This window comes from Pantoea sp. RIT413 (assembly GCF_003057675.2).
GTDB lineage: Bacteria > Pseudomonadota > Gammaproteobacteria > Enterobacterales > Enterobacteriaceae > Pantoea > Pantoea eucrina.
Genome location: NZ_QBJB02000001.1, coordinates 23,449 through 48,770 on the forward strand (window position 1 = coordinate 23,449; position 25,322 = coordinate 48,770).

Annotated in this window: 24 protein-coding genes; 11 read left to right on the top strand and 13 right to left on the bottom strand. The window is 58.2% G+C overall.

Going from position 1 to position 25,322, the window contains the following annotated elements:
• Positions 1-114 precede the first annotated feature (114 nt).
• Together ispE and lolB are read right to left on the bottom strand one after the other, a co-directional pair.
• On the bottom strand, positions 115-972 hold the full coding sequence (gene ispE / locus DBY66_RS00150) for a 4-(cytidine 5'-diphospho)-2-C-methyl-D-erythritol kinase (protein WP_108569402.1): 858 nt from the start codon (positions 970-972) through the stop codon (positions 115-117).
• Positions 969-1,595, bottom strand: coding sequence for a lipoprotein insertase outer membrane protein LolB (gene lolB / locus DBY66_RS00155; protein ID WP_039384950.1), 627 nt, complete (start codon positions 1,593-1,595; stop codon positions 969-971). Before lolB ends, ispE begins: the two co-directional genes overlap by 4 nt.
• 215 nt (positions 1,596-1,810) lie before the next feature.
• On the opposite strand from lolB, the gene hemA reads away from it, so the two are divergent.
• From hemA to kdsA, 6 genes are read left to right on the top strand one after another with little or no spacing between them, the layout of a single operon-like run.
• Positions 1,811-3,067, top strand: a complete 1,257-nt coding sequence (gene hemA / locus DBY66_RS00160) for a glutamyl-tRNA reductase (protein ID WP_108569401.1) — start codon at positions 1,811-1,813, stop codon at positions 3,065-3,067.
• Between the two features lie 41 nt (positions 3,068-3,108).
• On the top strand, positions 3,109-4,191 hold the full coding sequence (gene prfA / locus DBY66_RS00165; protein ID WP_071668904.1) for a peptide chain release factor 1: 1,083 nt from the start codon (positions 3,109-3,111) through the stop codon (positions 4,189-4,191).
• Complete coding sequence (gene prmC, locus DBY66_RS00170) at positions 4,191-5,021, top strand: peptide chain release factor N(5)-glutamine methyltransferase (protein WP_108569400.1); 831 nt, start codon at positions 4,191-4,193, stop codon at positions 5,019-5,021. The genes prfA and prmC overlap by 1 nt, the downstream gene beginning before the upstream one ends.
• Positions 5,022-5,032: 11 nt before the next feature.
• Positions 5,033-5,431, top strand: a complete 399-nt coding sequence (locus DBY66_RS00175) for a SirB2 family protein (RefSeq protein ID WP_039384943.1) — start codon at positions 5,033-5,035, stop codon at positions 5,429-5,431.
• Positions 5,428-6,237, top strand: coding sequence for an invasion regulator SirB1 (sirB1, locus tag DBY66_RS00180; RefSeq protein ID WP_039384942.1), 810 nt, complete (start codon positions 5,428-5,430; stop codon positions 6,235-6,237). Before DBY66_RS00175 ends, sirB1 begins: the two co-directional genes overlap by 4 nt.
• Positions 6,238-6,261: 24 nt before the next feature.
• Positions 6,262-7,116, top strand: coding sequence for a 3-deoxy-8-phosphooctulonate synthase (kdsA, locus tag DBY66_RS00185; RefSeq protein WP_039384940.1), 855 nt, complete (start codon positions 6,262-6,264; stop codon positions 7,114-7,116).
• A gap of 63 nt (positions 7,117-7,179) precedes the next feature.
• Here the strand turns inward: kdsA and chaA are convergent, their stop codons facing one another.
• Positions 7,180-8,265 carry a sodium-potassium/proton antiporter ChaA gene (chaA, locus tag DBY66_RS00190; protein WP_039384935.1) on the bottom strand — a complete coding sequence of 362 codons (1,086 nt, stop codon included), beginning with the start codon at positions 8,263-8,265 and terminating at the stop codon, positions 7,180-7,182.
• Positions 8,266-8,631: 366 nt separating this feature from the next.
• Between chaA and chaB the strand changes: the two genes are divergently transcribed.
• Both chaB and DBY66_RS00200 read left to right on the top strand, forming a co-directional pair.
• Positions 8,632-8,862 carry a putative cation transport regulator ChaB gene (chaB, locus tag DBY66_RS00195; protein WP_039384929.1) on the top strand — a complete coding sequence of 77 codons (231 nt, stop codon included), beginning with the start codon at positions 8,632-8,634 and terminating at the stop codon, positions 8,860-8,862.
• A gap of 231 nt (positions 8,863-9,093) precedes the next feature.
• Positions 9,094-9,768, top strand: a complete 675-nt coding sequence (locus DBY66_RS00200) for a gamma-glutamylcyclotransferase (protein ID WP_169713300.1) — start codon at positions 9,094-9,096, stop codon at positions 9,766-9,768.
• Here the strand turns inward: DBY66_RS00200 and DBY66_RS00205 are convergent.
• The 8 genes from DBY66_RS00205 to DBY66_RS00240 all read right to left on the bottom strand — a co-directional run bounded on the left by DBY66_RS00205 (position 9,765) and on the right by DBY66_RS00240 (position 18,762).
• The gene (locus DBY66_RS00205; protein WP_108569399.1) at positions 9,765-11,180 is read right to left on the bottom strand and encodes a serine/threonine-protein kinase; all 1,416 of its coding nucleotides are present in this window, start codon (positions 11,178-11,180) and stop codon (positions 9,765-9,767) included. The genes DBY66_RS00200 and DBY66_RS00205 overlap by 4 nt on opposite strands.
• 64 nt (positions 11,181-11,244) lie before the next feature.
• The gene (locus DBY66_RS00210) at positions 11,245-12,195 is read right to left on the bottom strand and encodes a hypothetical protein (protein ID WP_071668903.1); all 951 of its coding nucleotides are present in this window, start codon (positions 12,193-12,195) and stop codon (positions 11,245-11,247) included.
• Between the two features lie 15 nt (positions 12,196-12,210).
• Positions 12,211-12,987, bottom strand: a complete 777-nt coding sequence (locus DBY66_RS00215) for a PP2C family serine/threonine-protein phosphatase (protein WP_108569398.1) — start codon at positions 12,985-12,987, stop codon at positions 12,211-12,213.
• Positions 12,984-14,114 (bottom strand): type VI secretion system-associated FHA domain protein TagH, encoded by a 1,131-nt coding sequence (gene tagH / locus DBY66_RS00220; RefSeq protein ID WP_108569397.1) that lies wholly within the window; start codon positions 14,112-14,114, stop codon positions 12,984-12,986. The genes DBY66_RS00215 and tagH overlap by 4 nt, the downstream gene beginning before the upstream one ends.
• Before the next feature lie 33 nt (positions 14,115-14,147).
• The gene (tagF, locus tag DBY66_RS00225; protein ID WP_108569396.1) at positions 14,148-14,846 is read right to left on the bottom strand and encodes a type VI secretion system-associated protein TagF; all 699 of its coding nucleotides are present in this window, start codon (positions 14,844-14,846) and stop codon (positions 14,148-14,150) included.
• Positions 14,847-14,859: 13 nt separating this feature from the next.
• On the bottom strand, positions 14,860-16,974 hold the full coding sequence (gene tssM / locus DBY66_RS00230; protein ID WP_108569395.1) for a type VI secretion system membrane subunit TssM: 2,115 nt from the start codon (positions 16,972-16,974) through the stop codon (positions 14,860-14,862).
• Entirely contained in the window at positions 16,974-18,188 is a 1,215-nt protein-coding gene (gene icmH / locus DBY66_RS00235; protein ID WP_071668898.1) for a type IVB secretion system protein IcmH/DotU, read from the bottom strand. Before icmH ends, tssM begins: the two co-directional genes overlap by 1 nt.
• 85 nt (positions 18,189-18,273) lie before the next feature.
• Positions 18,274-18,762, bottom strand: a complete 489-nt coding sequence (locus DBY66_RS00240) for a hypothetical protein (protein ID WP_039385979.1) — start codon at positions 18,760-18,762, stop codon at positions 18,274-18,276.
• A 594-nt stretch (positions 18,763-19,356) separates the two neighbouring features.
• Between DBY66_RS00240 and flhB the strand changes: the two genes are divergently transcribed.
• Genes flhB through DBY66_RS00255 form a run of 3 tightly spaced genes read left to right on the top strand, consistent with a single transcriptional unit; the run spans position 19,357 to position 22,992 of the window.
• Positions 19,357-20,511 (top strand): flagellar biosynthesis protein FlhB, encoded by a 1,155-nt coding sequence (gene flhB, locus DBY66_RS00245; protein WP_039384913.1) that lies wholly within the window; start codon positions 19,357-19,359, stop codon positions 20,509-20,511.
• Positions 20,504-22,591 (top strand): flagellar biosynthesis protein FlhA, encoded by a 2,088-nt coding sequence (gene flhA / locus DBY66_RS00250; protein ID WP_039384912.1) that lies wholly within the window; start codon positions 20,504-20,506, stop codon positions 22,589-22,591. The genes flhB and flhA overlap by 8 nt, the downstream gene beginning before the upstream one ends.
• On the top strand, positions 22,591-22,992 hold the full coding sequence (locus DBY66_RS00255; protein ID WP_071668897.1) for a flagellar protein FlhE: 402 nt from the start codon (positions 22,591-22,593) through the stop codon (positions 22,990-22,992). The genes flhA and DBY66_RS00255 overlap by 1 nt, the downstream gene beginning before the upstream one ends.
• A gap of 45 nt (positions 22,993-23,037) precedes the next feature.
• Here DBY66_RS00255 and argS read toward each other — a convergent pair whose 3' ends face one another.
• The gene (gene argS, locus DBY66_RS00260; protein WP_104085103.1) at positions 23,038-24,768 is read right to left on the bottom strand and encodes an arginine--tRNA ligase; all 1,731 of its coding nucleotides are present in this window, start codon (positions 24,766-24,768) and stop codon (positions 23,038-23,040) included.
• A 174-nt stretch (positions 24,769-24,942) separates the two neighbouring features.
• Positions 24,943-25,065 carry a hypothetical protein gene (locus DBY66_RS18065; RefSeq protein WP_255402039.1) on the bottom strand — a complete coding sequence of 41 codons (123 nt, stop codon included), beginning with the start codon at positions 25,063-25,065 and terminating at the stop codon, positions 24,943-24,945.
• Positions 25,066-25,322: the final 257 nt, after the last annotated feature.

The window sequence follows — 25,322 nt, forward strand, 5'->3', positions numbered from 1 at the left end:
GTCCAGAGAATGAACCGCTCAAACATAACCGGCGAATATGTTTGAGCCTGTTCATACGGTGTGTTAATGCGCAACGTGCCATATCTGGAACGGGTAATACGGTCACGTAAACGCTTAAAGCCCGGAAAGGGTTTGCTGCAACGGCGAGAGGTTAAGCCCGCGCGCCACAAATCCGCGAATCCATTTCGGGGCAAGCTCCAGCACCTGACGAGCGTCGGACTCGGTGTCAAATTCAGCAAACACGCAAGCGCCGGTCCCGGTCAGGCGCGACGGCGCGTATTCTAGCAGCCAGGAAAGCAGCGCATCAACCTCACGAAAACGTTTTCTTGCCACAGCTTCACAATCATTGTGAAAAGGCAGGCTCAACAGTTCATCTAATGTGCGTATCGGTGAATTGCGCGTCAGATCGGGATCGCGGAAGATATCGGGCGTGGCGATACTTACGCCCGGATGCGCCACCAGATACCACTTTTCTGGCGGCGAGGCGGGCTGCAGCTGCTCACCGACGCCTTCGGCAAACGCAGCGTGGCCGCGCACAAACACCGGGACATCGGCGCCCAGCGTGACGCCCAGCGCAGACAGTTCATCTGTGCTCAGCCTGCACTGCCACAGGTGGTTCAGCGCCACCAGCACCGTGGCGGCATCCGAGGAGCCACCACCCAGCCCGCCGCCCATCGGCAGTTTTTTTTCCAGCGCAATCTGCGCGCCCGCGCGATCGTCAAGCGTGCCTTTTGCCACCGCCGCCTGCTTCAGCGCCAGCGCCGCGCGTACAATCAGATTGTCAGCGTCCGCCACGCCGGCCAGCGGCGTCAGCAGGCTGATGCGCCCGCTGCGGTCCGGCGTCATCTCCAGCGTATCGCCGGCATCAAGAAACTGAAACAGCGTTTGCAGATTGTGGTAGCCGTCAGCGCGCTGGCCGGTAATGTAGAGAAACAGATTAAGTTTTGCCGGAGCGGGCCAGGTGGTCATCATTGCAGGGTCCAGCTATCCATACGCAGTTTGATACGCTGGTCACCTTCGGTCAGCTCCAGATTAGCGGGCAGAGAGGGCGTGACTTTCGTGTCGTAGTCGCCGATAGCGACGTGCCACTGCTGGCCGTTGCGGCTGTAGCTCAGGCTTTTCAGCTGGTAGCTATTATTGAGCTGATAATCGGTGGCATCGCCCGGCAGACCCATCATCCACTGCCGCAGGTTGGCCAGCGGAATATCCATGCCGGTGAGCTGCGAAATCATTTTCTCAGCATCGTTGCTGGTGTAGCGCTTGCCCTTGTTGTCAACAATCTGCACCACGGAGCCCTGCGCATCCAGCTGCAGTTCGGTGCTGCCCAGCGGGTTGGTCAGCAGCAGACGATAGCGGTCAGGGGCGGTCTGCTGCCAGTTGAAGCGGGCGTAGACCTTCTGTTTATCGGACAGATAAGCAAAGGCGCCGCGCGTCTGATAATGGCTGATACCGGCTACCTGCTGCTGGTGCTGTTGCCACTGCGGTGCGGTGGTAGCGGGCCCCGCGCCCTGCTGCGGTTTGTTGATGCTGCAGGCCGCCAGCAGAACGCTGGCAAGGGGTAAAAGGCGCAACAGTTTGCGCGTGGGCAATGGCATCACGTGGTCATCTCCTCAGACACGTTTTTAATTCGTAACCGATAACGCTAACTGCCCGCCTGAGAACCGTCAATGCCGGCCAGCGGAAAATTGCGCACGATCAGTTTAATCTTATCACTGTCATAGCCTTTGTATGGCTTTCCATGATCTGCCGCATCTTGTAGAATGCGCTTCACAAAACCAGACAATCAATGGGACTTCCCAGCCGCAATCACATGACGCTCCTGGCACTCGGAATCAATCACAAAACTGCTCCTGTCGCTCTGCGTGAACGCGTGTCGTTTACGCCGGACACGCTTGACCAGGCGCTGAACAGCCTGCTGTCGCAGCCAATGGTACAGAGCGGAGTGGTACTCTCTACCTGTAACCGCACCGAACTCTACCTCAGTGTAGAGCAGCAGGCGGATTTGCAGGAGAAGCTGGTACGCTGGCTATGTGATTATCATAATTTGCCGGAAGCGGACGTGCGCAACAGCCTTTACTGGCACCAGGATAACGCTGCGGTCAGCCATCTGATGCGCGTAGCCAGCGGCCTCGATTCGCTGGTACTGGGTGAGCCGCAAATCCTCGGCCAGGTGAAAAAGGCGCATGCTGACTCCTCACGCGACCGGGCGCTGACCAGCGAGCTGGAGCGTATGTTCCAGAAAACCTTCTCAGTGGCCAAGCGCGTGCGGACCGAAACCGAAATCGGCGCCAGCGCGGTCTCTGTTGCGTTTGCCGCCTGCTCGCTGGCGCGGCAGATATTTGAGTCGCTCAGCACCGTTAATGTGCTGCTGGTCGGGGCGGGCGAAACCATTGAGCTGGTCGCACGCCATTTGCGCGAGCACAGCGTAAAAAAACTGATGATCGCGAACCGCACCCGCGAACGTGCTCAGCTGCTGGCTGACGAGGTGGGTGCCGAGGTGATCAACCTCGCTGAGATTGAAACCCGTCTTTCTGAAGCTGATATCATTATCTCCTCTACCGCCAGCCAGCTGCCAATTATTGGTAAAGGCATGGTGGAGCGTGCGCTGAAAGCGCGACGTAATCAGCCGATGCTGCTGGTGGATATCGCCGTACCGCGCGACGTTGAGCCTGAAGTGGGCAAGCTGCCCAACGCCTACCTCTACAGCGTCGACGATCTGCAGGCGATCATTGAGCAGAATATGGCGCAGCGTAAAGCGGCAGCCCTGCAGGCGGAAAGCATTGTCGTGCAGGAGAGCGGAGAGTTTATGGCGTGGCTGCGCGCGCAAAGCGCCGGCGAATCGATCCGTGAATACCGCATGCAGGCCGAGCAGGTGCGCGCTGAACTGCATGAGCGCGCGCTGGCTGCGCTGCGGCAGGGAGCAGACGCAGAAAAAGTGCTGCAGGAGCTGGCACATAAACTCACCAACCGCCTGATCCATGCGCCAACCAAATCACTTCAGCAGGCCGCCCGCGATGGCGATGGCGAACGCCTGCAGATCTTACGCGACAGCCTCGGTTTAGAGTAATCTCCGCTGTCACGACCTATCACCGGGATACCTACAATTAGATGAAAAGCTCGATTATTGCCAAGCTGGAAGCGTTACAGGAACGCCATGAAGAAGTGGAAGCGTTACTGGGCGATGCCGGCGTGATTGGCAATCAGGAACGTTTCCGCGCGCTGTCACGCGAATATGCCCAGCTGAGCGATGTGACCCGCTGCTTCCGCGACTGGCAGCAGGTGCAGGATGATGTGGATACCGCTGAAATGCTGCTTGAGGACCCGGAAATGCGCGAAATGGCGCAGGACGAACTCAGAGTGGCGCGCGACAAACGCGAGGTGCTTGAGCAGCAGCTGCAGGTGCTGCTGCTGCCGAAAGATCCGGATGACGAACGCCCCTGCTTTATTGAAGTGCGTGCCGGAACCGGCGGCGACGAAGCGGCGATTTTTGCCGGCGATCTGTTCCGGATGTACAGCCGTTACGCTGAAGGGCGGCGCTGGCAGGTAGAGATCATGAGCGCCAATGAAGGCGAGCATGGCGGCTATAAAGAGGTGATCGCGCGGGTGACGGGCGAGGGCGCTTACGGGCGGATGAAGTTTGAGTCGGGTGGTCATCGCGTTCAGCGCGTGCCGGAAACTGAATCGCAGGGGCGTATCCACACCTCGGCCTGTACCGTGGCCGTTATGCCGGAGCTGCCGGAAGCGGAACTGCCGGACATTAATCCGTCCGATCTGAAAATCGATACCTTCCGCTCCTCAGGCGCGGGCGGGCAGCACGTCAACACCACCGACTCGGCTATCCGCATCACCCACCTGCCTACCGGCATTGTGGTTGAGTGTCAGGATGAGCGTTCACAGCATAAAAACAAAGCCAAAGCGCTGGCGGTGCTGGGTGCGCGTATTCACGCAGCTGAGATGGCAAAACGCCATGCGGCTGAGGCATCAACCCGGCGCAACCTGCTTGGCAGCGGCGATCGCTCCGACCGTATCCGCACCTATAATTTCCCGCAGGGACGCGTGACCGATCACCGCATTAACCTCACGCTTTACCGGCTGGATGAAACCATGGAAGGCAAGCTGGATACGCTGATCGAGCCGATCGTTCAGGAGTATCAGGCCGATCAGCTCGCCGCGCTGGCCGGACAGGATTGATGGAGATCCGCCGCTGGCGTCAGCTGGCTATGACGGCGCTGAGCGGAGGCGAAAGCCCGAAGCGGGACGCCGAGATCCTGCTCAGCTTTGTGACCGGCAAAACGCGCAGCTGGCTGCTGGCCTTTGATGAGCACCCGCTGAGTGACGCGCAGCTGGCACAGCTGGAGCAGCTGCTGGCGCGCCGTCAGCGGGGTGAACCGATCGCTCACCTGACGGGCGAGCGGGAGTTCTGGTCGCTGCCGCTGCGCGTCAGTGACGCCACGCTGATCCCGCGTCCGGATACTGAAGTGCTGGTGGAACAGGCGCTGCTGCGTCTGCCTGCGGGACCCTGTCACGTGCTTGATCTGGGCACCGGCACCGGTGCTATTGCGCTGGCGCTCGCCAGTGAACGACCTGACGCGCAGATCACCGGCTGCGATCGCATTCCCGCTGCCGTTGCGCTGGCGCAGGAGAATGCGGCACGGCTGGGTCTCACCAACGCCCGCTTTCAGCTCAGCCACTGGTTTGACAGCCTGCCTGCGACCCGTTATCACCTCATCGCCAGCAACCCACCTTATATCGACATGGACGATGCGCATCTGCTGCAGGGCGACGTGCGTTTTGAGCCGCGCAGCGCGCTGGTAGCCGATGACGCTGGACTGGCTGATATTCGTTTTATCATTCACAGCGCCCCGGCGTGGCTGCAGCCGCAGGGCTGGCTGCTGCTGGAACATGGCTGGCAGCAGGATGCCGACGTGCGCACCCTGATGCTTGAGCAGGGCTATCAGCAGGTTACCACTCTCAACGACTACGGCGGCAATCCGCGCGTGACGCTTGGGCAATATGCATAAAGGGGCACTGGATGGCCAGCTGGTATCCGCAGATTAAGCAGTTTCATATTTTTATCGTGATAGTCAGCGTCAGCCTGTTTCTGCTGCGCTTTTACTGGCTGACGACCGCTTCAGGCTTGCTGCAGCAGCGCTGGGTGCGGATTGTGCCGCACCTGTGCGACACGTTTTTACTGCTGAGCGGCGCGCTGCTGGTGATAATTACTCACTTTTATCCTTTCACACCACAAGGAAGCTGGCTGACGGAGAAGCTGTTAGCGGTTATTATCTACGTCGCCTTGGGTTTTGTGGCACTGAGTCGTCGTCCGCGGAAGCTGAGCACGCGCTGGATCGCCTGCCTGCTTGCGCTGGTTGCTCTGCTGTTTGCAGGCAAGCTGGCGATGACCAAAATGCCGATTTTGGGGATAGTATGACCTCATCAGTAGAATTTGATTTTAATGAATCACCGTTAAGTGAAGCGGTTATCGGTGCAACCTGCGCCATCCGCGACGATTTTTCCGCGCCTTCGGTTCAGCAGCAGCTGTCAAAGCTGGTGGAAGAAGCGCGCGACTATATCAGCAGCGCCACAGATGCCGATCTGCGGCTGGAAAAGCTGCTGGAGCTGTTCTATCGCGAATGGGGCTTTGGCGGCGCCAGCGGTGTCTACAACCTTTCAGATGCGCTCTGGATTGATAAAGTGCTGAAAAGCCGTCAGGGCACGGCGGTGTCGCTCGGCGTGATACTGCTGCATATCGCCGAGCAGCTGGAGCTGCCGCTGATGCCGGTGATTTTTCCGACTCAGCTGATTCTGCGCGCAGACTGGCTGGATGGCGAAATGTGGCTGATCAATCCGTTTAACGGTGAAACGCTCGATACCCATACGCTTGAGGTCTGGCTGAAGGGCAATATCAGCCCCACGGCCAAACTCTATACCGACGATCTGGATGAAGCCAAAACGCTCAGCGTAATGCGGAAAATGCTCGACACGCTGAAAGCGGCGCTGATGGAAGAGAAGCAGATGGAGCTGGCGCTGAATGTCAGTAAAGTACTGCTGGAGATCGATCCTGACGACCCCTATGAAATCCGCGATCGCGGTCTCATCTACGCCCAGCTGGAGTGCGAGCATATTGCGCTCACTGACTTAACCTATTTTGTTGAGCAGTGCCCGGAAGATCCGGTGAGTGAAATGATTAAAGTACAGATCCACGCAATCGAACAGAAACAGGTCACGCTACACTAAGCGTTGCCGGCATAAGGAAAGGTCATGACAGAGAAAGTAGTTAAAATTGGCGATATCGATGTCGCAAACGATCTGCCGTTTGTGCTGTTTGGCGGCATGAACGTACTGGAATCACGCGAGCTGGCGATGCGCATCTGTGAGCACTACGTGACGGTTACCGACAAGCTGGGTATCCCTTACGTTTTCAAAGCCTCTTTTGACAAGGCAAACCGCTCCTCGATTAAATCGTATCGCGGTCCGGGTCTGGACGAGGGGATGAAGATTTTTCAGGAGCTGAAGCAGACGTTCGGCGTGAAAATCATCACCGACGTCCATGAATCCTGGCAGGCGCAGCCGGTTGCCGATGTGGTTGATGTTATTCAGCTGCCAGCGTTTCTGGCACGCCAGACGGACCTGGTAGAGGCGATGGCAAAAACCGGCGCGGTAATTAACGTTAAAAAACCGCAGTTTGTCAGCCCGGGCCAGATGGGTAATATCGTGGATAAGTTTGCGGAAGGCGGTAACGATAAAGTTATCCTGTGCGATCGCGGCAGCAACTTCGGTTATGACAACCTGGTTGTGGATATGCTGGGCTTTAACGTGATGAAGAAAGTCACCAACAACAGCCCGGTCATTTTCGACGTGACGCATGCGCTGCAGACGCGCGATCCTTTTGGTGCCGCATCGGGCGGTCGCCGTGCTCAGGTTGCTGAGCTGGCGCGTGCCGGTATGGCCGTGGGTATTGCCGGCCTCTTCATCGAAGCGCATCCGGAGCCAAACAGCGCAAAATGCGACGGTCCTTCCGCGCTGCCGCTGGATAAACTGGAGCCGTTCCTGGCGCAGATGAAAGCGATTGACGATCTGGTCAAGAGCTTCCCGGCGCTGGACACCAGCAGCTGACAGCCTCTGGCAAATAAAAAGGCACCCGTAAGGGTGCCTTTTTTGTTTTCGCGGTGTATCCGGTCAGAGCATTATTGTCAGCAGATAACCGGCGAACAGCGCCAGATGTGCCGCACCGTTAAGCACATTCGTTCGGCCGGTTGAAAACGAAATATGGCACAGGATCAGAACGGCGATGAGCATGACCATATGCGGTGGCTCCAGGCCAAAAATCAGCGTCTGACCCGTCAGCGTGGCGATGATACTGACCGCGGGCACGGTAAGTGAAATTGTCGCCAGCACGGAGCCGAAAAACAGGTTCATGGCGCGCTGCACCTGGTTGGTCAGTACCGCCCGGATGGCACCCAGCCCTTCCGGTGAAAGGATCAGCAGCGCGACGAGGAAGCCGGTAAACTGTTCCGGAGCGTTAAGCTCTGTGAGCAGCAGCTCAAGCGGGTTAGCGTTCATTTTAGTCACGCTGATAACCGCAATCAGATGGACGATCAGCCAGATTGTATGCCACAGCGAGCTGTGTGCTGAAGGCTTACCGTGATGCGGATCGTCCCCCTCATCCTCATGCTCATAGACAAACAGGCTCTGGTGCGTTTTGGTTTGAATCAGCAGGAAAACGCCATACATCGCCGCAGAGATAGCCGCGATAATCAGCGCCTGGGCGGTGGTGAAATTGCCGCCCGGCAGGGCGTTCGGGAATACCAGTACCAGAATGGCAAGCGGGAAGATGGCAATCATATACTGTTTGACGCCAGCCAGATTGACGTACTGAGTAGCGAATTTTCTGCCTCCCAGCAGCAGCGCGCAGCCTACCAGCCCGGATGTGACGATCATAATGATGGAATAGAGCGTATCACGCATCAGTGCCGGTGCGGCGTCGCCCGTTGCCATCAGCGCAGAGATCAGGCTGACCTCCAGAATCACCACGGAGAGGCTGAGGATCAGCGAGCCGTAAGGTTCGCCCAGCCGGTGAGCCAGCACGTCAGCATGGCGCACAACGCTGAAAGCGCTGCTCAGAATAGCCACCAGTGCCAGCAGGTTGATACCGATAACCGGCAGAAGCGCTGTCTGATCGCCAAAAAAGGTCAGCACCGTCAGCGCAGCAACGGGAAGAATCAGCGAAAACTCGCTGTGTCGTGTTTTCTCATGTCCAGGCATTCACCATCCCCATTAGCAAAATATTTAAAAACCGGCGTCATTGCCTGTTAACTATACGCATTAATTACACTGGCGCAGTGTAGCTTTTCATCACTCGCTGAACAGTTTTTTTACGCGACTTTACTTTTTGCACTTTATTGCTCCTGGTGGCTTAAACAGGAAGTTATTGTCATATTTATATTTCAATTCAGCTAAATATAAACTGCGGTTAAGCAGACAGAGCACAGAAAATGTTGTTTAACGGCTGCAATGACAGGCTTTTTTTTGCCTTATGTAGGCCACTTCAGCGATGAGCGGCAAAAGACAGTATTTGCATTTTAGCTAAGCTGTTCCAGACTTTAAGTGATACCTGATACCGGAGGAGCTATGCCTTATTCATCAACCAGCGAACTGCCGGACAGCGTGCGTCATGTGCTGCCGGCTCATGCACAAACCATTTACCAGAACGCATTTAACAGTGCCTGGGATCAGTACAAGGATAAAGAGGATCGGCGGGGCGACGCATCACGGGAAGAGGTCGCACACAAGGTCGCCTGGGCGGCAGTGAAGCATGACTACGTGAAAGGTGACGACGACAAGTGGCATCCAAAAAAGTAGTTTCCGCTGCGGGCCTGAACAGCCCGCATCATCCCTGGTTTTAATCCCCTCATTATTTTTTCCCGCCAGCCGATACTCTGAAACAGTTCTTTATATGAAAAGCGTCAGGACAATCTTGAAACCGCAGCAATGAATGCATTACTGTTTCTGACTGTGCCGACGCGCGTCGTTTTCAGGATACCGGTTCGGGATCCAGGCGTGCGGGATGCCAGGGCAGTAGAGGAGATCGCAGTGTTAACCCGGGAATTCTTACTTAAAGCCGATTGCAAAACATCCTTTGGTGATATCGATGAAGCACTGCTGTGGAGCTGTGAAAAGCGCGCCGCTTCGCTTTCTGCCACGCTCGCCTGTCGGCCCGATCAAAGTCCGGTGTGGATCTTTGGTTATGGTTCGCTGATGTGGAACCCGGTGTTTGACGCGGAGGAGGTGGCTTCGGGGCGCCTGGAAGGGTGGCATCGTGCGTTCTGTCTGCGGCTCACCGCCGGACGGGGCACCGAGGCCGCACCCGGACGCATGCTGGCGCTGAAAGAGGGCGGCAGCACCAGCGGTCTGGCCTTTCGTCTGCCGGAGGCGCGCCTGCATGAAGAACTGGAGCTGCTCTGGAAGCGCGAGATGATCACCGGCTGCTATCTGCCCACCTGGTGTGAGCTGCAGCTGGAGGATGGACGCCGCGTTACCGCGCTGGTGTTCATCATGGATCCGCGTCATCCGCTATATGAGGATGACTCCTGCCGCAGTACCATTGCACCCCTGATTGCGCAGGCGAGCGGGCCGCTCGGAACCAATGCGCAGTATCTTTTCTCGCTTGAGCAGGAGCTGGTCAGACGCGGCATGCAGGAAGCCGCGCTGACGCGTCTTGCCGCTGAGGTAAGAGCGCTGCAGCAGCGCAGCGCACCTCAGGCTTAATTACCGGGGTTAATGAGCCAGGTACCAGGCTGCTTAATCGTCAGGGCCTGGCTGCGCACCTGGTCACCATGCCGCACTTCAAGACGATAGCTGCCGGCAGCGAGATTGAGTGACGCAAAACCGCTGCTGGCGGCTTTCACATCCTGCACTTCACCATTCAGCACGACGCTTTCGCCTGACTGCAGCTGCAGATAGATGGTGGCAATGGCAGGCGTACTGGCCGCCGCCGCCGGTACCTTCGTTGCTGCCGGCGCAGCGGCTTCCGGCGCGGCTGCGACCGGCGGCGTCTCACTGTGACGCACCGTCTGCCACACGACCAGACCCACAGCCAGCAGCGCCACAGCAGCCAGCGCCACTATACCCGGCGAGACGCGCCGGCCTGCTGCACTGCCAGCGATCGGCTCAGCAGCGGCGGCGGGATTCACCGCCACCAGCGGAGGTTCCGGTTCAGCGGCGGTCTCCGGCAGCCCGGCGGGCAGGGCAACAACCGGCAGCGGCGTGCTGAGCGCTTCGGCATCGCTCACCGGCAGATCGATAAGCTGCGCAAAGGCGTCGATGGTCTGCGGACGATCCTGAGGCTTCATCGCCAGCGCACAGTCGATGGCGTGCAGCAGCGGCAGGGAATAGCCTTCAGGCCGGGTGACGGCAAGCGGCTGGTAATTATCCTCAATGCAGCGCACTACGCTGACCGGCGGCGCATGGCCGGTAATCAGCGTGTGTAATACCGCCCCCAGCGCGTAGATATCGGTCCACGGACCCTGTTCAACCTCACCCTCTTCGCTATATTGCTCGATCGGCGCAAAGCCCGGCTTCAGCATGATTTCAGTTTCATCTGACAGATTGCCGATCTCTTTACGCGCTGAACCAAAATCGAGCAGTACCGGCAGCTGGTTATCCTGAATCTGAATATTATCCAGCGAGATGTCGCGATGCAGATAGCCGGCAGTATGAATGGTGTTGATGGCACCAAACAGCGGCGGAAGCAGGCGACGGATCCAGGCTTCATCAACGGCGTCAGACTGGCTCGCCTGCCACGCTTTCAGCGTCATACCGCTATAGAACAGCGTGCCCATATAGGCGGTGCCGTTCTCTTCCCAGAAGCGCAGCACGTGCAGCAGCCCCGGATGATTAAAGCGTGCCAGCAGGCGTGCTTCCTGAATAAAGCTGTTGCGGCCCGCGTTGAAGAGTTTCTGAAAGCGCTCACCACGCAGTTCAAGCGACATGTCGGCAGCGCGCACGGCCAGCGACTGCGGCATATACTCCTTGATGGCGATAAACCGTTCCAGCTGGTGATCCCAGGCGCGGTAGACGATGCCAAAGCCGCCCCCGCCCACGACGTCCCTGATTTCAAACTCGTTAAACCGGTAGCCTGCAGGCAGGGCATTAGGGATATGATTTTCGTTTGCCGACATAGTGAGTTCTCTGAACACATCCTGTAGTGCCTGTTGCCGCGGGGCAGCAGGCAGCGATCGCTGATTAATTAATGTTACGCCAGGCACCGATAGCCGGATCGGCGAGATCCGCATGCAGGGTGTCAATCAGTAACACTGTCACTTTTTGCTGTGGCATAAACTGCGGCGACCAGATGCCGCGTAAACGATCGACCTGCGCTTTCACCGTGCTGCTGTCACTGCCAGCTTTTTTATCCATCTGAATCAGCAGGGTACCGCCAAAGCGCCAGACATGCTCCCGCGCATCAAACGGCAACACCAGCCAGCTCCCGGCAGCGTCCGGCCGGGTCACAATCATTCGCTGTTTATTGACCGCGACAATCTCCAGCGGTTTGCTGCCGGTCGCGAGGCTGGCGACCGGATACCCCTGATAAAAGGTCACCGGCAGCGTTGCAGGTTCACCTTTACTCAGCAGCGTTATGCTGGCTGCGCCTTCCAGCCAGCCTTCCGTTGAGCAGCGCTGCGCCGGCGCATCAGGAATAAACAGCGAAGCACCTTTGTCGTCCCACCAGGTGCGGAAATGACAGCCGCCCGGCAGCGCAAAGTGCTGCAGCGGCGTGTTGTCCGCCGGACGGGAGAGATCCAGCGGTGCGGCGGTGGTGGCGCTGGCGCTGGCGGTTGCATCATTCAGGATAATCGGGCGCCAGTTCTGCAGTTTTGCTGCGCTGCCGTTAGCCAGCACGCTGCCTTCTTTGGTCATCATCTGCCACGGCAGCTCGTCAAGGCTGCCGCACTGGTTCGCCAGCAGCGTGCCTACCCGGGGCAGGAAGCTGGTGAGAATGCGCGTGTCGCTGCTTTTACCGGAGACAATACGTAACGGCAGCGTCTCTTTGCACCAGTCGTCGGGCGCTTTACTGGCAACGTTGTCGATCCAGACCTCGAGCGCCAGGCTGGGCGAATAGACCACACGATAATCTTCTGCCTGTGCATTCTGGGCCAGCAGCAGGGCGGCAATGCCCGACAACCACACTTTCATAGGGATCCTTGCAAATCAATAGTGAGGCGGCACAAAGCGCGCCGCATCAGCCTGAGAATAGAGCAGCGTGGCATCCTGCGGTTCGCCAATCCAGATTGCCAGCGCGCTCAGGTTGTCCCGCTTGTCGCTGCGATTGACCGCCTGTTCCATCAGCGTCAGCCACTCTTCACAGGCGTTAACCATGCGTAACGCCTGTTCCATCTCCTGCGTGGTCAGGTTGAGCCAGAAGCCATCCGTGCAGACCAGAAACGCATCGCCGTCCTGGAGGTCAATCGCGCTGCTGAAGGTCACCGGGCGTACCGGCTCAGTGCCGAGGGCATTATAAAGTAAATTACTGTTAATGCCGGAATTTTCATAGCCTGCCTCTTGCAGATGTTGGGCCAGACTATGGTCCCGGGTTACCTCACATAGCGTACCATGACGAAAGTGATAAACCCGGCTATCACCGGCGTGCGCCCACCATGCACGCTGTTTTTCACGGTCAATAAACAGAGCCGCGAGCGTGGTGCTCATGCGGGAAAATTTCGGATTCTTCCCCTGCTCAGCCGCCAGCGTTTGCTGACAAAGAGCGATAGCCGCCTGGGTAGTGGCAGGCGTAAAGCTGCTGCTGTTTTGCACCGCGCTGAGGAGCGTATCGCGCACCAGCTGCGCTGCGTAGTCGCCACCGGGTAATCCGGCTACGCCATCACACACCAGAAAGCAGGCGCGCTCGTCGTCGAGTTGCGCACCGGTGCGATCCTGATTTTCGTCACGCCGGCCCTGCTGACAGCGGCTGGCAAACATCATTTTCATGTCTCATCCGTCCGCGTCTGTGAATCTTTATACTGATTAACTTCCATGTCATACGCGTTGAGAAACGCTTCGCCAAACAGCGTATGGAAGTCATCTTCAATCTCGCCGGCAGTGCGCTGATAGTGTCGCGTAAAGGCGTCCCACAGGGCGGCCTTGCGCCCGCTGCTGAAGGCGATTTTAGGCAGAGCGCCATCCTCGCGCGCGCGATCTTCCAGCCGCTGCGGATTAAACGATTGCAACATGGCAGCAATGATCGCCCGGATACCGGCAATCATGCCCAGCTGATGCGCCTGCAAATCTACCAGCGCATCGCGCACTGCGGCTTCAGGCGGCATAAAACCCGGCATCTGGCTCTGATACATCTGCATCAGCACGGTTTTGCCGGAAGGCAGGATCTTAAACGGATTGTTGGCTTCGTTCAGAATCATGGTCATATCCGCTTTCACGCCGCGCTTAAGAATTGAACGCGAGGAGAGCAGGGCAACGGTTCCCTGAGAAAACAGGCTGAGCATACGACCGGTAACGCGCATCTGCTCTTCACCGAGCGATGTCTGATGACCATTATTGAGTCCCATTCCCTCCAGCAGAGCGGCGATAAGCTTCTCCTCGCCAGCTTCTGCAGGCTGGCGGGTTTGCGGTGCGCTGTCTCGGGCGGGATCGATGGCCAGCCGCGGATCGGGCCGCCGCTCCTGACGTACCGGGGCTGGGGGTTCCGGCATCAGCTCAGCACTCAGGACGGCCTCCTGCTGCATGCCAAGTGGATCGCTGGCGTCCTCGCTAAAAAACGACAGCGGATCGTCCTGTAGCGCAGGCTGGTGCGCAGGATCGGTAATTTCCAGCCTGTATTGACCAATCTGCAGCCGATCGCCATGCTGCAGCAGGGCCTGGGCACCCCGCTGCACCACCTGACCATTGAGCTCAATCGCCGTCACGCTGCCCTGTGCGGTCAGACGGCATTCCCCTTCGGCAGAGAGATGGACAAGCGCCTGCAGGCGTGAGATGGCGCGCGTCTCATCAGGCAGTATCAGATCGTTATCCTGACTGCGGCCAATGGTGCCGCCAGGCGGCATAAAGGTGACGCTTCTGGCGGGCACATCCGTATCGCACTGCACAAAGGTAAATTGCATGAGTCATCCCGTTAACAAGGCAAACGTGCCGGCTTATTCAAACATGGGTGGATAGAGGCCATTACGTCCCGGCTGCGCACCCGCCGCCGGGTTAAATAACAGTGAAAAAAGCTCTGCGGTCAGCGGGCCGCTGTGTTTATGGGTGGCGTGGGCAAAGCCGTCACTGCGATTGCTCCACCAGTAGCTGATATGCTGCTGCGGTTCAAACCGTTCTGCCACTTCCTGCCAGCTCAGGGTGCAGGGAAGATCCGCAAAACCGATGACATCCATAATATCGCTGCGCTGATTGCCGGGCACCAGCAGGGGTGAGAGCTGCTGCATCTCTGCTTCCAGGCTCTCCGGCAGGGTGCGATCGCGCACCGCTGACCAGAGCAGCCCGCCCAGCTCGCGAAACCAGTCGCCGGAGATAGTCAGCTGCGCCGGGTGCCACTCATTCAGCGTAAAGGTGCGCAGGGCCAGCAGCGGCCAGGCGCGTCCTACGCGATCGCACGAGGGCAGCAGGCAGCCCATCTGCACCTGCTGACGCAGCGGCGACAGCGGCAGAACAAAGTTCCACACCGGCGCGCGCAAAAAGAGCTGCGTGCTGGCATGCTGCTGCTGATGCCAGTGGGTGAGTCCCTGCTGAAACCAGTGACTCCAGGGGGAGACCGTGGCCTCGCTCAGGCGCTGCCGCAAAAAATCGCCGGTAGCGGGGAGTTTGCCATACCAGCCCGGCACGCTGTGGTTCGCCATGTTTACCTCACCGTCACTCACTATAGCGGGTCAGCTGTCCGGCAGAGGCCTCTGGCGCGGTCGCCAGCACGCTGCTCTCCTGACCCGCCCGTTTCAGGTTTTCTGCAAGCTTGCGCATCATCAGCGCGTTATCACGTGCATAGGGTGAAGATTGTATCTGCTGATCGAGCAGCTGACTGAGATGCCAGTCGAGCTGCTGCAGATCGCGCACGCTGACATCGGCCGGCAGCGTGCGCTGCAGATTTTCGATCAGCCAGCTGCGCAGAAACGTGCCGTCGTAATTTCGCGGCTGATAAAGCATCTGATAGGCGCGCAGCGCGTTGCGGCTGTAAGCGTTATCGGTGCCAGGATCGTCGCGCAGCAAATGCGTGATCTGCTGCGCCACCCGCGGCAGCAGCAGAGACTTAAGCGCATTTTGATAAAGCACCCAGGCCGCGTCGCTGACCTGTGTGCCGCGATAGAGTCCGGCGCGCATAGTAAGCGGCGGATTATCCAGCGAAAAGCGCTCGGACAGCGGCAGCTTTACCAGGTTATTTAAGAAGGGTAGCAGATCAAAAATATTATCGACGGGCTGATGTGTGACCTGCTGACTCTGCTGCGTCAGGGGCGCAATACGGCTCGCCACCTGATCAAGATAGCGCTGGTTTTGCACATAGCTGGTAAGCCATAAGCCGCACAGCAGGATCAGCGCACCCGCCAGCGCGCCATAGCCAATCCAGTGCAGCAGACGGTTGCGGTATTCCCAGTGGCGGTTGCTGCCGGCAAGGCCGCTTTCGCGAAACACCAGTTCGCTGAGCAGATCGCGGATAAAGTAGCTCTGGCCTTTATTGCCCGGAATAGGATTACTGCGGTTAACGCTGTCCCAGGCTGCCAGGGTGTGGTCACCGCTCTGCGGCAGCTGCAGCTTGCGATTAAGGGTGCCCATAATGCGGTCAAACGGCAGGCCTTCCTGGGTCCCGCTGGTAAAAAACAGCCCGCGGGCAGACCAGGCAATATCCTCCTCATGACGGGAGAAGATCACGTCCAGATACTCATTAAGCAGCGGGCGCAGGGAACCAAACTCCTGCGGAAAGAGAAAGCTGTCAGCGCGCTGCATCAGATCGCGGTCGGCCGCCATGCGCTCCGCCAGCTGCTGCTTAAGCTGCTGCTCAAGCCGCTGAAAACGTGCCGTAAAACTGCTCTGCCACTCGTCTTTGTGAGGTTTGCCCGGCTCCCAGGGAAAGGTAAATCCCCAGATGGCATCCCGCTGCGGCTTGCTGAGGCCCGCATGAAAGCTCAGAAATCCCTTCAGCAGATCCGTTTTGGTTACCATGATATAGACCGGAAAATGGATACCGGTTTGCTGATGCAGCTCAGCCATACGGCAGCGCAGCGCCGTGGCCTGCGCATGCCGCGCCTCTGCGGTGTCGGTCAGCAGGTCGGCCACGCTGATGGTGAGGATCACGCCATTAATTGGCTGACGCGTGCGGTAGCGCTTGAGCAGGTTGATAAAGCTCTGCCACTCGGCGCTGTCGCGCGCGCGCTGGCTCTCCTGCAGCGCATAGCGCCCGGCGGTGTCGATCAGCACGGCGCTGTCGGTAAACCACCAGTCGCAGTGACGGGTGCCGCCTACGCCACGCACTGCGCTATTGCCGTGCGTATCCGTAAGGGGAAAAGAGAGGCCGGCGTTCAGCAGCGCGGTGGTTTTGCCCGCGCCCGGTGCGCCGACAATCAGATACCACGGAAGCTCATAAAGATAGTGACTCTGAAAACGCGCCAGCCAGCTTTTTTGATGATGGCGACCAAACTGCGTGCGTTTCAGACGCAGCGCGGCTTCGCTAAAGCGCTGTGCCAGCACCTGTTCGGTGGAGTGACGATCGGAGAGCTCTTCCTGACTCATGCTCTGGAGACGATTCAGCAGCTTGCTATTGAACCAGCCGCGCCATATTGCCGGAATAAGCTGAAACAGCGTCCAGCAAAAAAAGAGCAGGGCCACGGCCAGCTGCCGGGAGAAAACCGGCTCCAGCGGTCGGGTCTCACCCCATACCCAGAGCGGGCCAAGCATCCACACCAGGCAGCTGAGGGCGGTAACACCAATCAGACTCCAGAGCAGGCGATGAGTCAGCAGGTGACGAACAGATGTGCGCATCAGCGTTGGCCCTCCGGGGTAGCCGCTGCTTCCGGCGCAGCGAAGAGTGTGATCTCAACCCGGCGGTTGCGGGCGCGGTTTTCATTGCTGTCGTTAGGCAGCAGCGGATTACTGTCGCCGCGCCCCTCAGCTTTAACGCTCTGCCCCGACGCCAGCTGCGTCGTCAGCAGCTGCGTAATAGCGCGCGCGCGGGCCAGTGAAAATTCATAGCTGGAGGCGAAACGGCCATCGACGGCGCGGTTATCGGTATAGACCGAGACCAGAACGGTTCCTTTAACGCTTTTCATAGCGCTGGCGACGTGCGCCAGCAGCGCGCGGCCGACCGGGTTTACAACGGTGCCGTCCGGAACAAAAAGTTTATCGGCGGGAATAATGACTTTGCTGCCAAACGCGCCATCGCTGACTTCCAGCTGACCGGCGGCAATCACATCATTCAGACGCTGGCGCAGATCGAGCAGCGCCTGCGGTGAAGCGGGGCGTCGTCCGGGCATGATCTGCGGGAGGGGAGTCTGATAGATATCGCGCAGCAGCGGTTCAGCCGCATTGCCGAGCCGCCAGTTCAGCATGCTGTAGACCATGCAGGCGATAAGCGCCGCCACGGTGGCACAGGCCCAGAGCGGGACCATCGGCCGCGTCAGGCTGTTCACTAACGGATGCACCTCGACCAGCGGCGTTGCGGTGCTACTCTCTGCAGCGCGCGCGTCGTGGATCAGCTGCGCCAGACGTTTACGGATCCCTTCACACTGTGTGCGGCCGCTTTCGCTGCCGCGGTAGCGACCTTCATATCCCAGCAGCAGACAGTAATGGATGACTTCAAGCAGCCAGAGATGCTGCTGCGGGCTTTGTGATACGCGGGAGAGAAGCTGAAAGAATTTTTCACCCCCCCAGCTCTCATTGTGAAAACTCACCAGCATGCCGTTGCCTGACCAGACGCCGCGCGTCCCCCACGGCGTCTGTGCCGCCGCCTCATCCAGCACGCTGCAAAGACAGTAGCGTGCGCCGATGATCATCTCAAACGGCAGGCCAGCCTGCTTGCAGCGCTGTTCAAACAGCCGGATTTCATCAATCAGCAGCTGGCGCAACCCGGCCGGATCGTCATGCGTGGCAGCCTGCCGGATGCGGACAACAGCATTCAGCACCGGGGCGGCGGCGTTCAGCAAAAGGTTATCGTTGCCCGCGCTGATATCCTCGCGGGCAATGGGATCCTGCATCATTAACTCTCGTTTTTCCTGGCGATGACGGCGCTATTTTGCCATAAACTGCGGTATGACTGTCGCCAATATGCGCCAGATTGTTGACTCAATCCAGGATCCAGGTCGCGGTATCAGTGGTGCGGCACGCCTTACTGGCACCGCCTACTGCCACGCACACCTGTTTAGCGCGACGCGGTTTCGGGCGATCGCTGCGCAACGTGGCGTCATAGCGGCTGGTCTCAACGGCCGCTTTAGGGGGGATATAGCCTATCAGCTGGCCTTCAGGCTCTTCAGCAATCGCCAGCCAGTTATGCTCCACCCGGCCAAGCACTTCAAAGCGCTGGGCATTATCAAGGTAGCGCACGACTTTACCGCCGTAGTCAGGGGTGGTCATAACGGAAGCGGCGTAGAGTGCGCGCCAGGATGCGTTGACGGGGGTGAACTCTGCCGGTGCGGCAACCGCATAACGATGCGTCAGGGTAACGCCGTTAACCGTACTGGTTACCAGCGTATCCTCTGTCACTGCCGGCGGCGGGGTTTTGCACCCGGCCAGCGTCAGGGTCGCCAGCAGCGTAAGCATAAGCGTTTTTTTCACCATCATCCTTATCATTCCATCAGATTAATTGCAGAGTAACAGTGGGCGTACCCGGCGAGTATGAACATAGTGTGTTGCGAAAAAACCACGAAAAACAGCCAGATCTCTTCAGGACAACGTGCGTCTCAGTCTACCTAAGACTTTTGAGAATTCAAACTATTGCATCGCGGTAAATTGCGTGTTAGCGCCATAACATCACGCCTGAAGCCGCAGAGGAGGTCTGCAGAAGGCTGCAACAGTTAAGCGACTTTTACGGTTCACCCGGCATCGGGCAGGCCGGGTAGCGAAGAATCTTTTCAGGCAAACGTCTGTCCGGGATAAAACATTATAAAAATTTATGTTTTACAGTGAAATTAATAATGTGATCTCTTTGCAGAAAATTCTCATTTTAAGATTTTCCGCGCCTGTTCAGATCCCTAAAACCCCGATCGCGTCACGTCTTTTGTGCGCTGTTTCTGCTGAGAAAACGGACAGGGCACGACAACGATTTTACTTATGACGCAATAAGCAGGTTATTTCGTCGTTTAATCCGCGCTTCACTCCCGGGTAAGTTTGTCATCCTGTACTCAGAATTTCTGCCAGCTGAGGTGTGCTGTGTCTGAAGAGAGTAGCAGCGAGGACAAAACAGAATCGCCCACCCCCCACCGACTTGAGAAAGCGCGGGAAGAGGGGCAGATCCCGCGATCGCGCGAGCTGACATCGGTGCTGATGCTGCTGACCGGGCTGATGATCCTCTGGCTTGGCGGTTCCCACATGGCCACGCAGCTTGCCCGTATGGTGGCAACCGGTTTTCGCTTCGATCACGGTATGGTGAACGATGACAAAATTATTGTGGCGCATATCGGCAATCTGGTCATGCAGGCAGTGGTGGCGCTGCTGCCGCTGATGGGCGGGCTGGTAATTGTTGCCATGGCGGCCCCGATGGCGCTGGGCGGCATTCATATCAGCGGTAAGTCGATCAAACTCGATTTTAAGAAGCTCAACCCGCTGCCAGGCATAAAACGCCTCTTTTCCGGCCAGAGCGCGGCTGAACTGGTGAAGGCGATCCTCAAGGCGGTGCTGGTAGGGGTGGTAGCGGGCTGGTATCTCTGGAGCCACTGGCAGGAGATGCTGCGGCTGATCGCGGAATCGCCGGTTAACGCGCTGCACCATGGCCTGAGTATGGTCGCCACCAGCTGCGGGCTGGTGATGCTGGGTCTGTTTCCGATGGTCGGTTTTGATGTGTTCTGGCAGCTCTACAGCTATTTCAAAAAGCTGCGCATGACGCGTCAGGAGATCCGCGACGAACATAAACAGAATGAGGGCGATCCGCACGTGAAGGGGCGGATCCGCCAGGCGATGCGCGCGGCGGCCCGCCGCCGCATGATGGCTGATGTACCGAAAGCTGACGTGATTGTGACGAACCCGACGCACTACTCGGTGGCGCTGCAGTATCAGGAAGGCAAGATGAATGCGCCAAAAGTGGTGGCGAAAGGCGCAGGTGACATCGCGCTGCGCATTCGTGAAGTGGCAAAAGAGCACCGCGTGCCGATCCTTGAAGCGCCGCCGCTGGCGCGAGCGCTCTATCGGCATACTGAAATTGGTCAGTTTATCCCCGGTGCGCTGTACGCTGCCGTAGCGGAAGTGCTGGCCTGGGTCTGGCAGCTGCGGCGCTGGAAGCGCGAAGGCGGCCTGATCCCGACCAAACCTAAGCATCTGCCGGTCCCGGCAGAGATGGACTTTGCAGGAGAGAACAGAGACGATGGCTAATCTGGCCGAAAAGCTGCGTTTACCGGGCAGTTTTAAAGAGACGCAATGGCAGGTGCTGGCAGGACCGGTGCTGATAATGTTGATCCTGTCGATGATGGTGCTGCCGCTGCCCGCCTTCATTCTCGATCTGCTGTTTACCTTTAATATCGCGCTATCGATCATGGTGCTGCTGGTGGCGATGTTCACCCAGCGCACCCTGGAGTTTGCGGCGTTCCCCACCATACTGCTGTTCTCAACGCTATTACGCCTGGCGCTGAACGTCGCCTCCACCCGTATCATTCTGCTGGAAGGACATACCGGGGCCGACGCAGCGGGCCGCGTCGTAGAAGCGTTTGGCCACTTTCTGGTCGGTGGTAACTTTGCCATCGGTATTGTGGTGTTTATCATTCTGGTGATCATCAACTTCATGGTCATCACCAAAGGCGCCGGACGTATTGCGGAAGTTGGCGCCCGCTTTGTACTGGACGGAATGCCCGGCAAGCAGATGGCGATTGATGCCGATCTTAACGCCGGTCTGATTGGCGAAGATGAGGCCAAGCGTCGCCGTTCCGAAGTGACGCAGGAGGCCGATTTCTACGGTTCAATGGATGGTGCCAGCAAGTTTGTGCGCGGGGATGCCGTCGCCGGTATTCTCATCATGGTGATCAACGTCATTGGCGGCCTGCTGGTGGGCGTTGTGCAGCATGGGATGGATGTTGGCCACGCCGGTGAGACCTATACGCTGCTGACTATCGGTGATGGCCTGGTGGCGCAGATCCCGGCGCTGGTGATCTCCACGGCAGCAGGCGTCATCGTCACCCGCGTCGCCACTGACCAGGATGTCGGTGAGCAGATGGTCGGGCAGCTGTTTAATAATCCACGCGTGCTGATGCTCAGCGCCGGGGTAATCGGCCTGCTTGGTCTGGTGCCCGGCATGCCTAACTTTGTCTTTCTGCTGTTTACCGGCGCGCTGCTCGGGCTTGCCTGGTGGCTGCGCGGCCGTGAGATGCAGCCGAAGAAGCAGCCTGAATCAGCCAGCCTGATGAAAACCCAGGAGACGCCCGCCACGGTTGAGGCCTCCTGGACCGACGTTCAGCTGGAGGATTCGCTGGGAATGGAAGTGGGCTATCGCCTCATTCCGATGGTTGACCATACCCAGAATGGCGAGCTGCTGGGCCGTATCCGCAGCATCCGTAAGAAAGTGGCACAGGAGGTTGGTTTTCTGCCGCCGGTGGTACATATCCGCGACAACATGGAGCTGCCGCCCGCACGCTATCGCATTCTGATGAAAGGCGTGGAGATTGGCAGCGGTGACGCCTACCCTGGCCGCTGGATGGCCATTAATCCCGGCACCGCAGCCGGCAGCCTGCCGGGCGAGCCTACCGTTGATCCGGCGTTTGGCCTGGCGGCGATCTGGATCGACAGCGCCCTGAAAGAGCAGGCGCAGATTCAGGGTTATACCGTGGTCGAGGCAAGCACCGTGGTGGCAACGCACCTCAACCACCTGATTGGACAGTACGCCAGCGAGCTGTTTGGCCGGCAGGAGGCGCAGCAGCTGCTGGATCGCGTTACTCAGGAGATGCCGAAGCTGACGGAAGATCTGGTGCCGGGGGTAATCAGCCTGACCACGCTGCATAAAGTGCTGCAGAACCTGCTTACCGAGCGGGTATCAATCAGGGATATGCGCACCATCATCGAAACGCTGGCGGAGCACGCGCCGGTGCAGAGCGACCCACAGGAGCTGACCAGCGTAGTACGCGTGGCGCTGGGGCGGGCGATCACCCAGCAGTGGTTCCCGGGCAGCGGAGAGGTGCAGGTTATTGGCCTGGATGCCATGCTGGAGCGTCTGCTGCTGCAGGCGCTGCAGGGCGGCGGTGGCCTGGAGCCAGGGCTGGCCGATCGTCTGCTGATGCAGGCACAGGCGGCGCTGCAGCAGCAGGAGATGAGCGGTGCGCCGCCGGTCCTGCTGGTGAACCATCCGCTGCGTGCGCTGCTGGCGCGCTTCCTGCGGCGTAACCTGCCGCAGCTGGTGGTACTTTCCAATCTGGAGCTGAGTGACAATCGCCAGATCCGCATGACCGCCACGATTGGAGGCAAATAATGCGGCGCTGCTATCCGTTAATGTTGCTGCTGCTGTTCACACCGCTGGCGGGCATAGCCGCTACCGGTGCGTGGAGCGCCAGCGTCAGCGGTCCCGGACTTGGGGCACGCGGCAGCTGGCTGTTATCGCCAGCGCTCAGGGCGCCTTCTGCGGCACCCGGCAACATCGCCGTGGTGAACTGGCGCTATCAGCTCAGCCGTCCGGCACCATCCGGGCTGGTGGTGCGCCTCTGCGCCAGCCAGCGCTGCGTGGAGCTGGATGGTGCCAGCGGATCCACGCGCGGTCTGGCGCTGATCCCGGCCGAAGAGCCGCTCTATCTGGCGTTTGGCTTTCAGGGGCAGGGAGCGCTGCCGCCGGGTCTGCGGGTGCTCAGCAGTGAAGTGACCGTAAACTATCGGTAATAACAAAAAACCCGCACAAGGCGGGTTTTTTATCAGCTGCTGTCATTACATCCGTTCGACGGTTTTAATCCCCAGCGTATCCAGCCCCTGTTTCAGGGTCTTCGCGGTGAGAGCCGCCAGCTGCAGGCGGCTGTTGCGTACAGACGCCTCTTCAGCCGCCAGAATCGGGCAGTGCTCATAGAAGCCGGAGAAGAGTCCGGCCAGGTCATACAGATAAGCACACATAACATGCGGCGTACCATCACGCGCAACCTGCGTGATCACCTCTTCAAACTGCAGCAGGCGCGTGGCCAGCAGCGCTTCGCGCTCATCCGTCAGCGTAATCTCACCGCTCAGGGTCTCTGCATCCAGACCCGCTTTACGGAACACCGACAGGACGCGGGTATAGGCATACTGCATATAAGGCGCGGTATTGCCCTCAAATGCCAGCATGTTGTCCCAGTCGAAAATGTAATCTGTGGTACGGCTCTTAGAGAGATCGGCATATTTAACCGCGCCGATGCCAACAATTTCCGCCAGATCGGCCAGTTCCTGCGGCGACATCTCCGGATTTTTAGCGCTGACCAGCGTGTGGGCACGTTCAACGGCTTCATCCAGCAGATCCGCCAGCTTAATGGTGCCACCGCTGCGGGTTTTAAACGGACGGCCATCTTTGCCCAGCATCATGCCGAAGGCGTGGTGCTCAAGCGGCACGGAGGCTGGCACGTAGCCCGCTTTACGTACGATGGTCCATGCCTGCTGCAGGTGCTGATGCTGGCGTGAGTCGATATAGTAGAGCACGCGATCGGCATGCAGCGTTTCATAGCGATATTTTGCGCAGGCGATATCGGTAGTGGTATAGAGATAGCCGCCATCCTTTTTCTGGATGATAACGCCCATCGGCTCGCCTTCCTTGTTTTTATACTCATCAAGGAAAACCACCGTCGCGCCTTCGCTGGTGACCGCCAGACCCTTTTCACGCAGGTCAGCGACAATGCCTGGCAGCATATCGTTGTAGAGGCTCTCTCCCATGACATCATTACGCGTCAGAGTGACATTCAGACGGTCATAGACCAGCTGATTCTGGCTCATGGTGATATCCACCAGCTTTTTCCACATGGTGCGACAATACTCATCGCCGCCCTGCAGCTTGACGACATAACTGCGCGCGCGCGCGGCGAACGCTTCATCTTCATCGTAAGTACGCTTTGCTTCGCGATAAAATGCTTCCAGATCGGCGAGAGCAATATCAGCATGATCTTCATTCTGCTGCTTTTCCAGATAGGCGATAAGCATGCCAAACTGCGTACCCCAGTCGCCGACGTGGTTAGCCCGGATCACATTGTGACCCAGAAACTCCAGCGTCCGCACTGCCGCATCGCCGATGATGGTGGAGCGCACGTGGCCCACGTGCATCTCTTTCGCCACGTTAGGTGCCGAGTAGTCGATAACAATGGTTTGCGGTTCAGGTTTGCTGACGCCGAGATCGGGCTGCTGCAGCGCCTGCGCGGCCTGCTGTGCCAGCCACTGGCGATCGAGGAAAATATTGATAAAGCCAGGCCCTGCAATCTCGGTATGACTGGCAATGCCGGTCAGATCCAGATGCTTCACCACCTGTTCAGCCAGCTGACGCGGTGCCTGGCCCAGCCGTTTTGCCGCGCCCATGATGCCGTTCGCCTGATAATCACCAAACTGGACTTTAGCTGACTGACGAACCAGCGGTTCGCAATCGTCGGGCGCACCCGCTGCACGCATCGCCTGACTGACTTTATCGGAAAGAAGAGCCTGAATATTCACCGCGTTACCTTCATATGCTGAAAAGGCCCGTCAGCAGAGGACGAGCCGATACCATCATCCCGCGCTTGTGTCGGGACGGAAAAAAAGAGAGGGGAAGTATACGTGAAATGTTAGGATGCGTCAGCAACAGCAGTCGGCCCGGACTGGTCAGCTGACGGCAAAACCGCGCGCCGATTAACGGCGGCGCGGGTGACGACGAGGATTTTTGACGCTTTTGTCTTCACGCACCTTCCAGTGACGGGAAATGGCGAATCCCGTTAATGCAATGAGAACCGCGACAACAATGAGCATAGACATAGAGCCGTTCCTTGTGAGGTAGAAACTCAAATTTATAAGAAAGGGGGGTTATCTGCAATTCATTGGCGCCCAAATAAGAGTTATCTCATTGTGTAAAGATTTGTCAATCTAATCATAAGCTTAGCTTGTTTTTATAAAGTTAAGCCTGGCCCTGATTAGGCGAATAATCTGAATGTAAGCCTGTTTTTATCTGGTTTTGGCAGTTTTTATTGACTAAATCGGATGAATCCGAAGGTTTTGTCTGGCTGAAAAAGCTG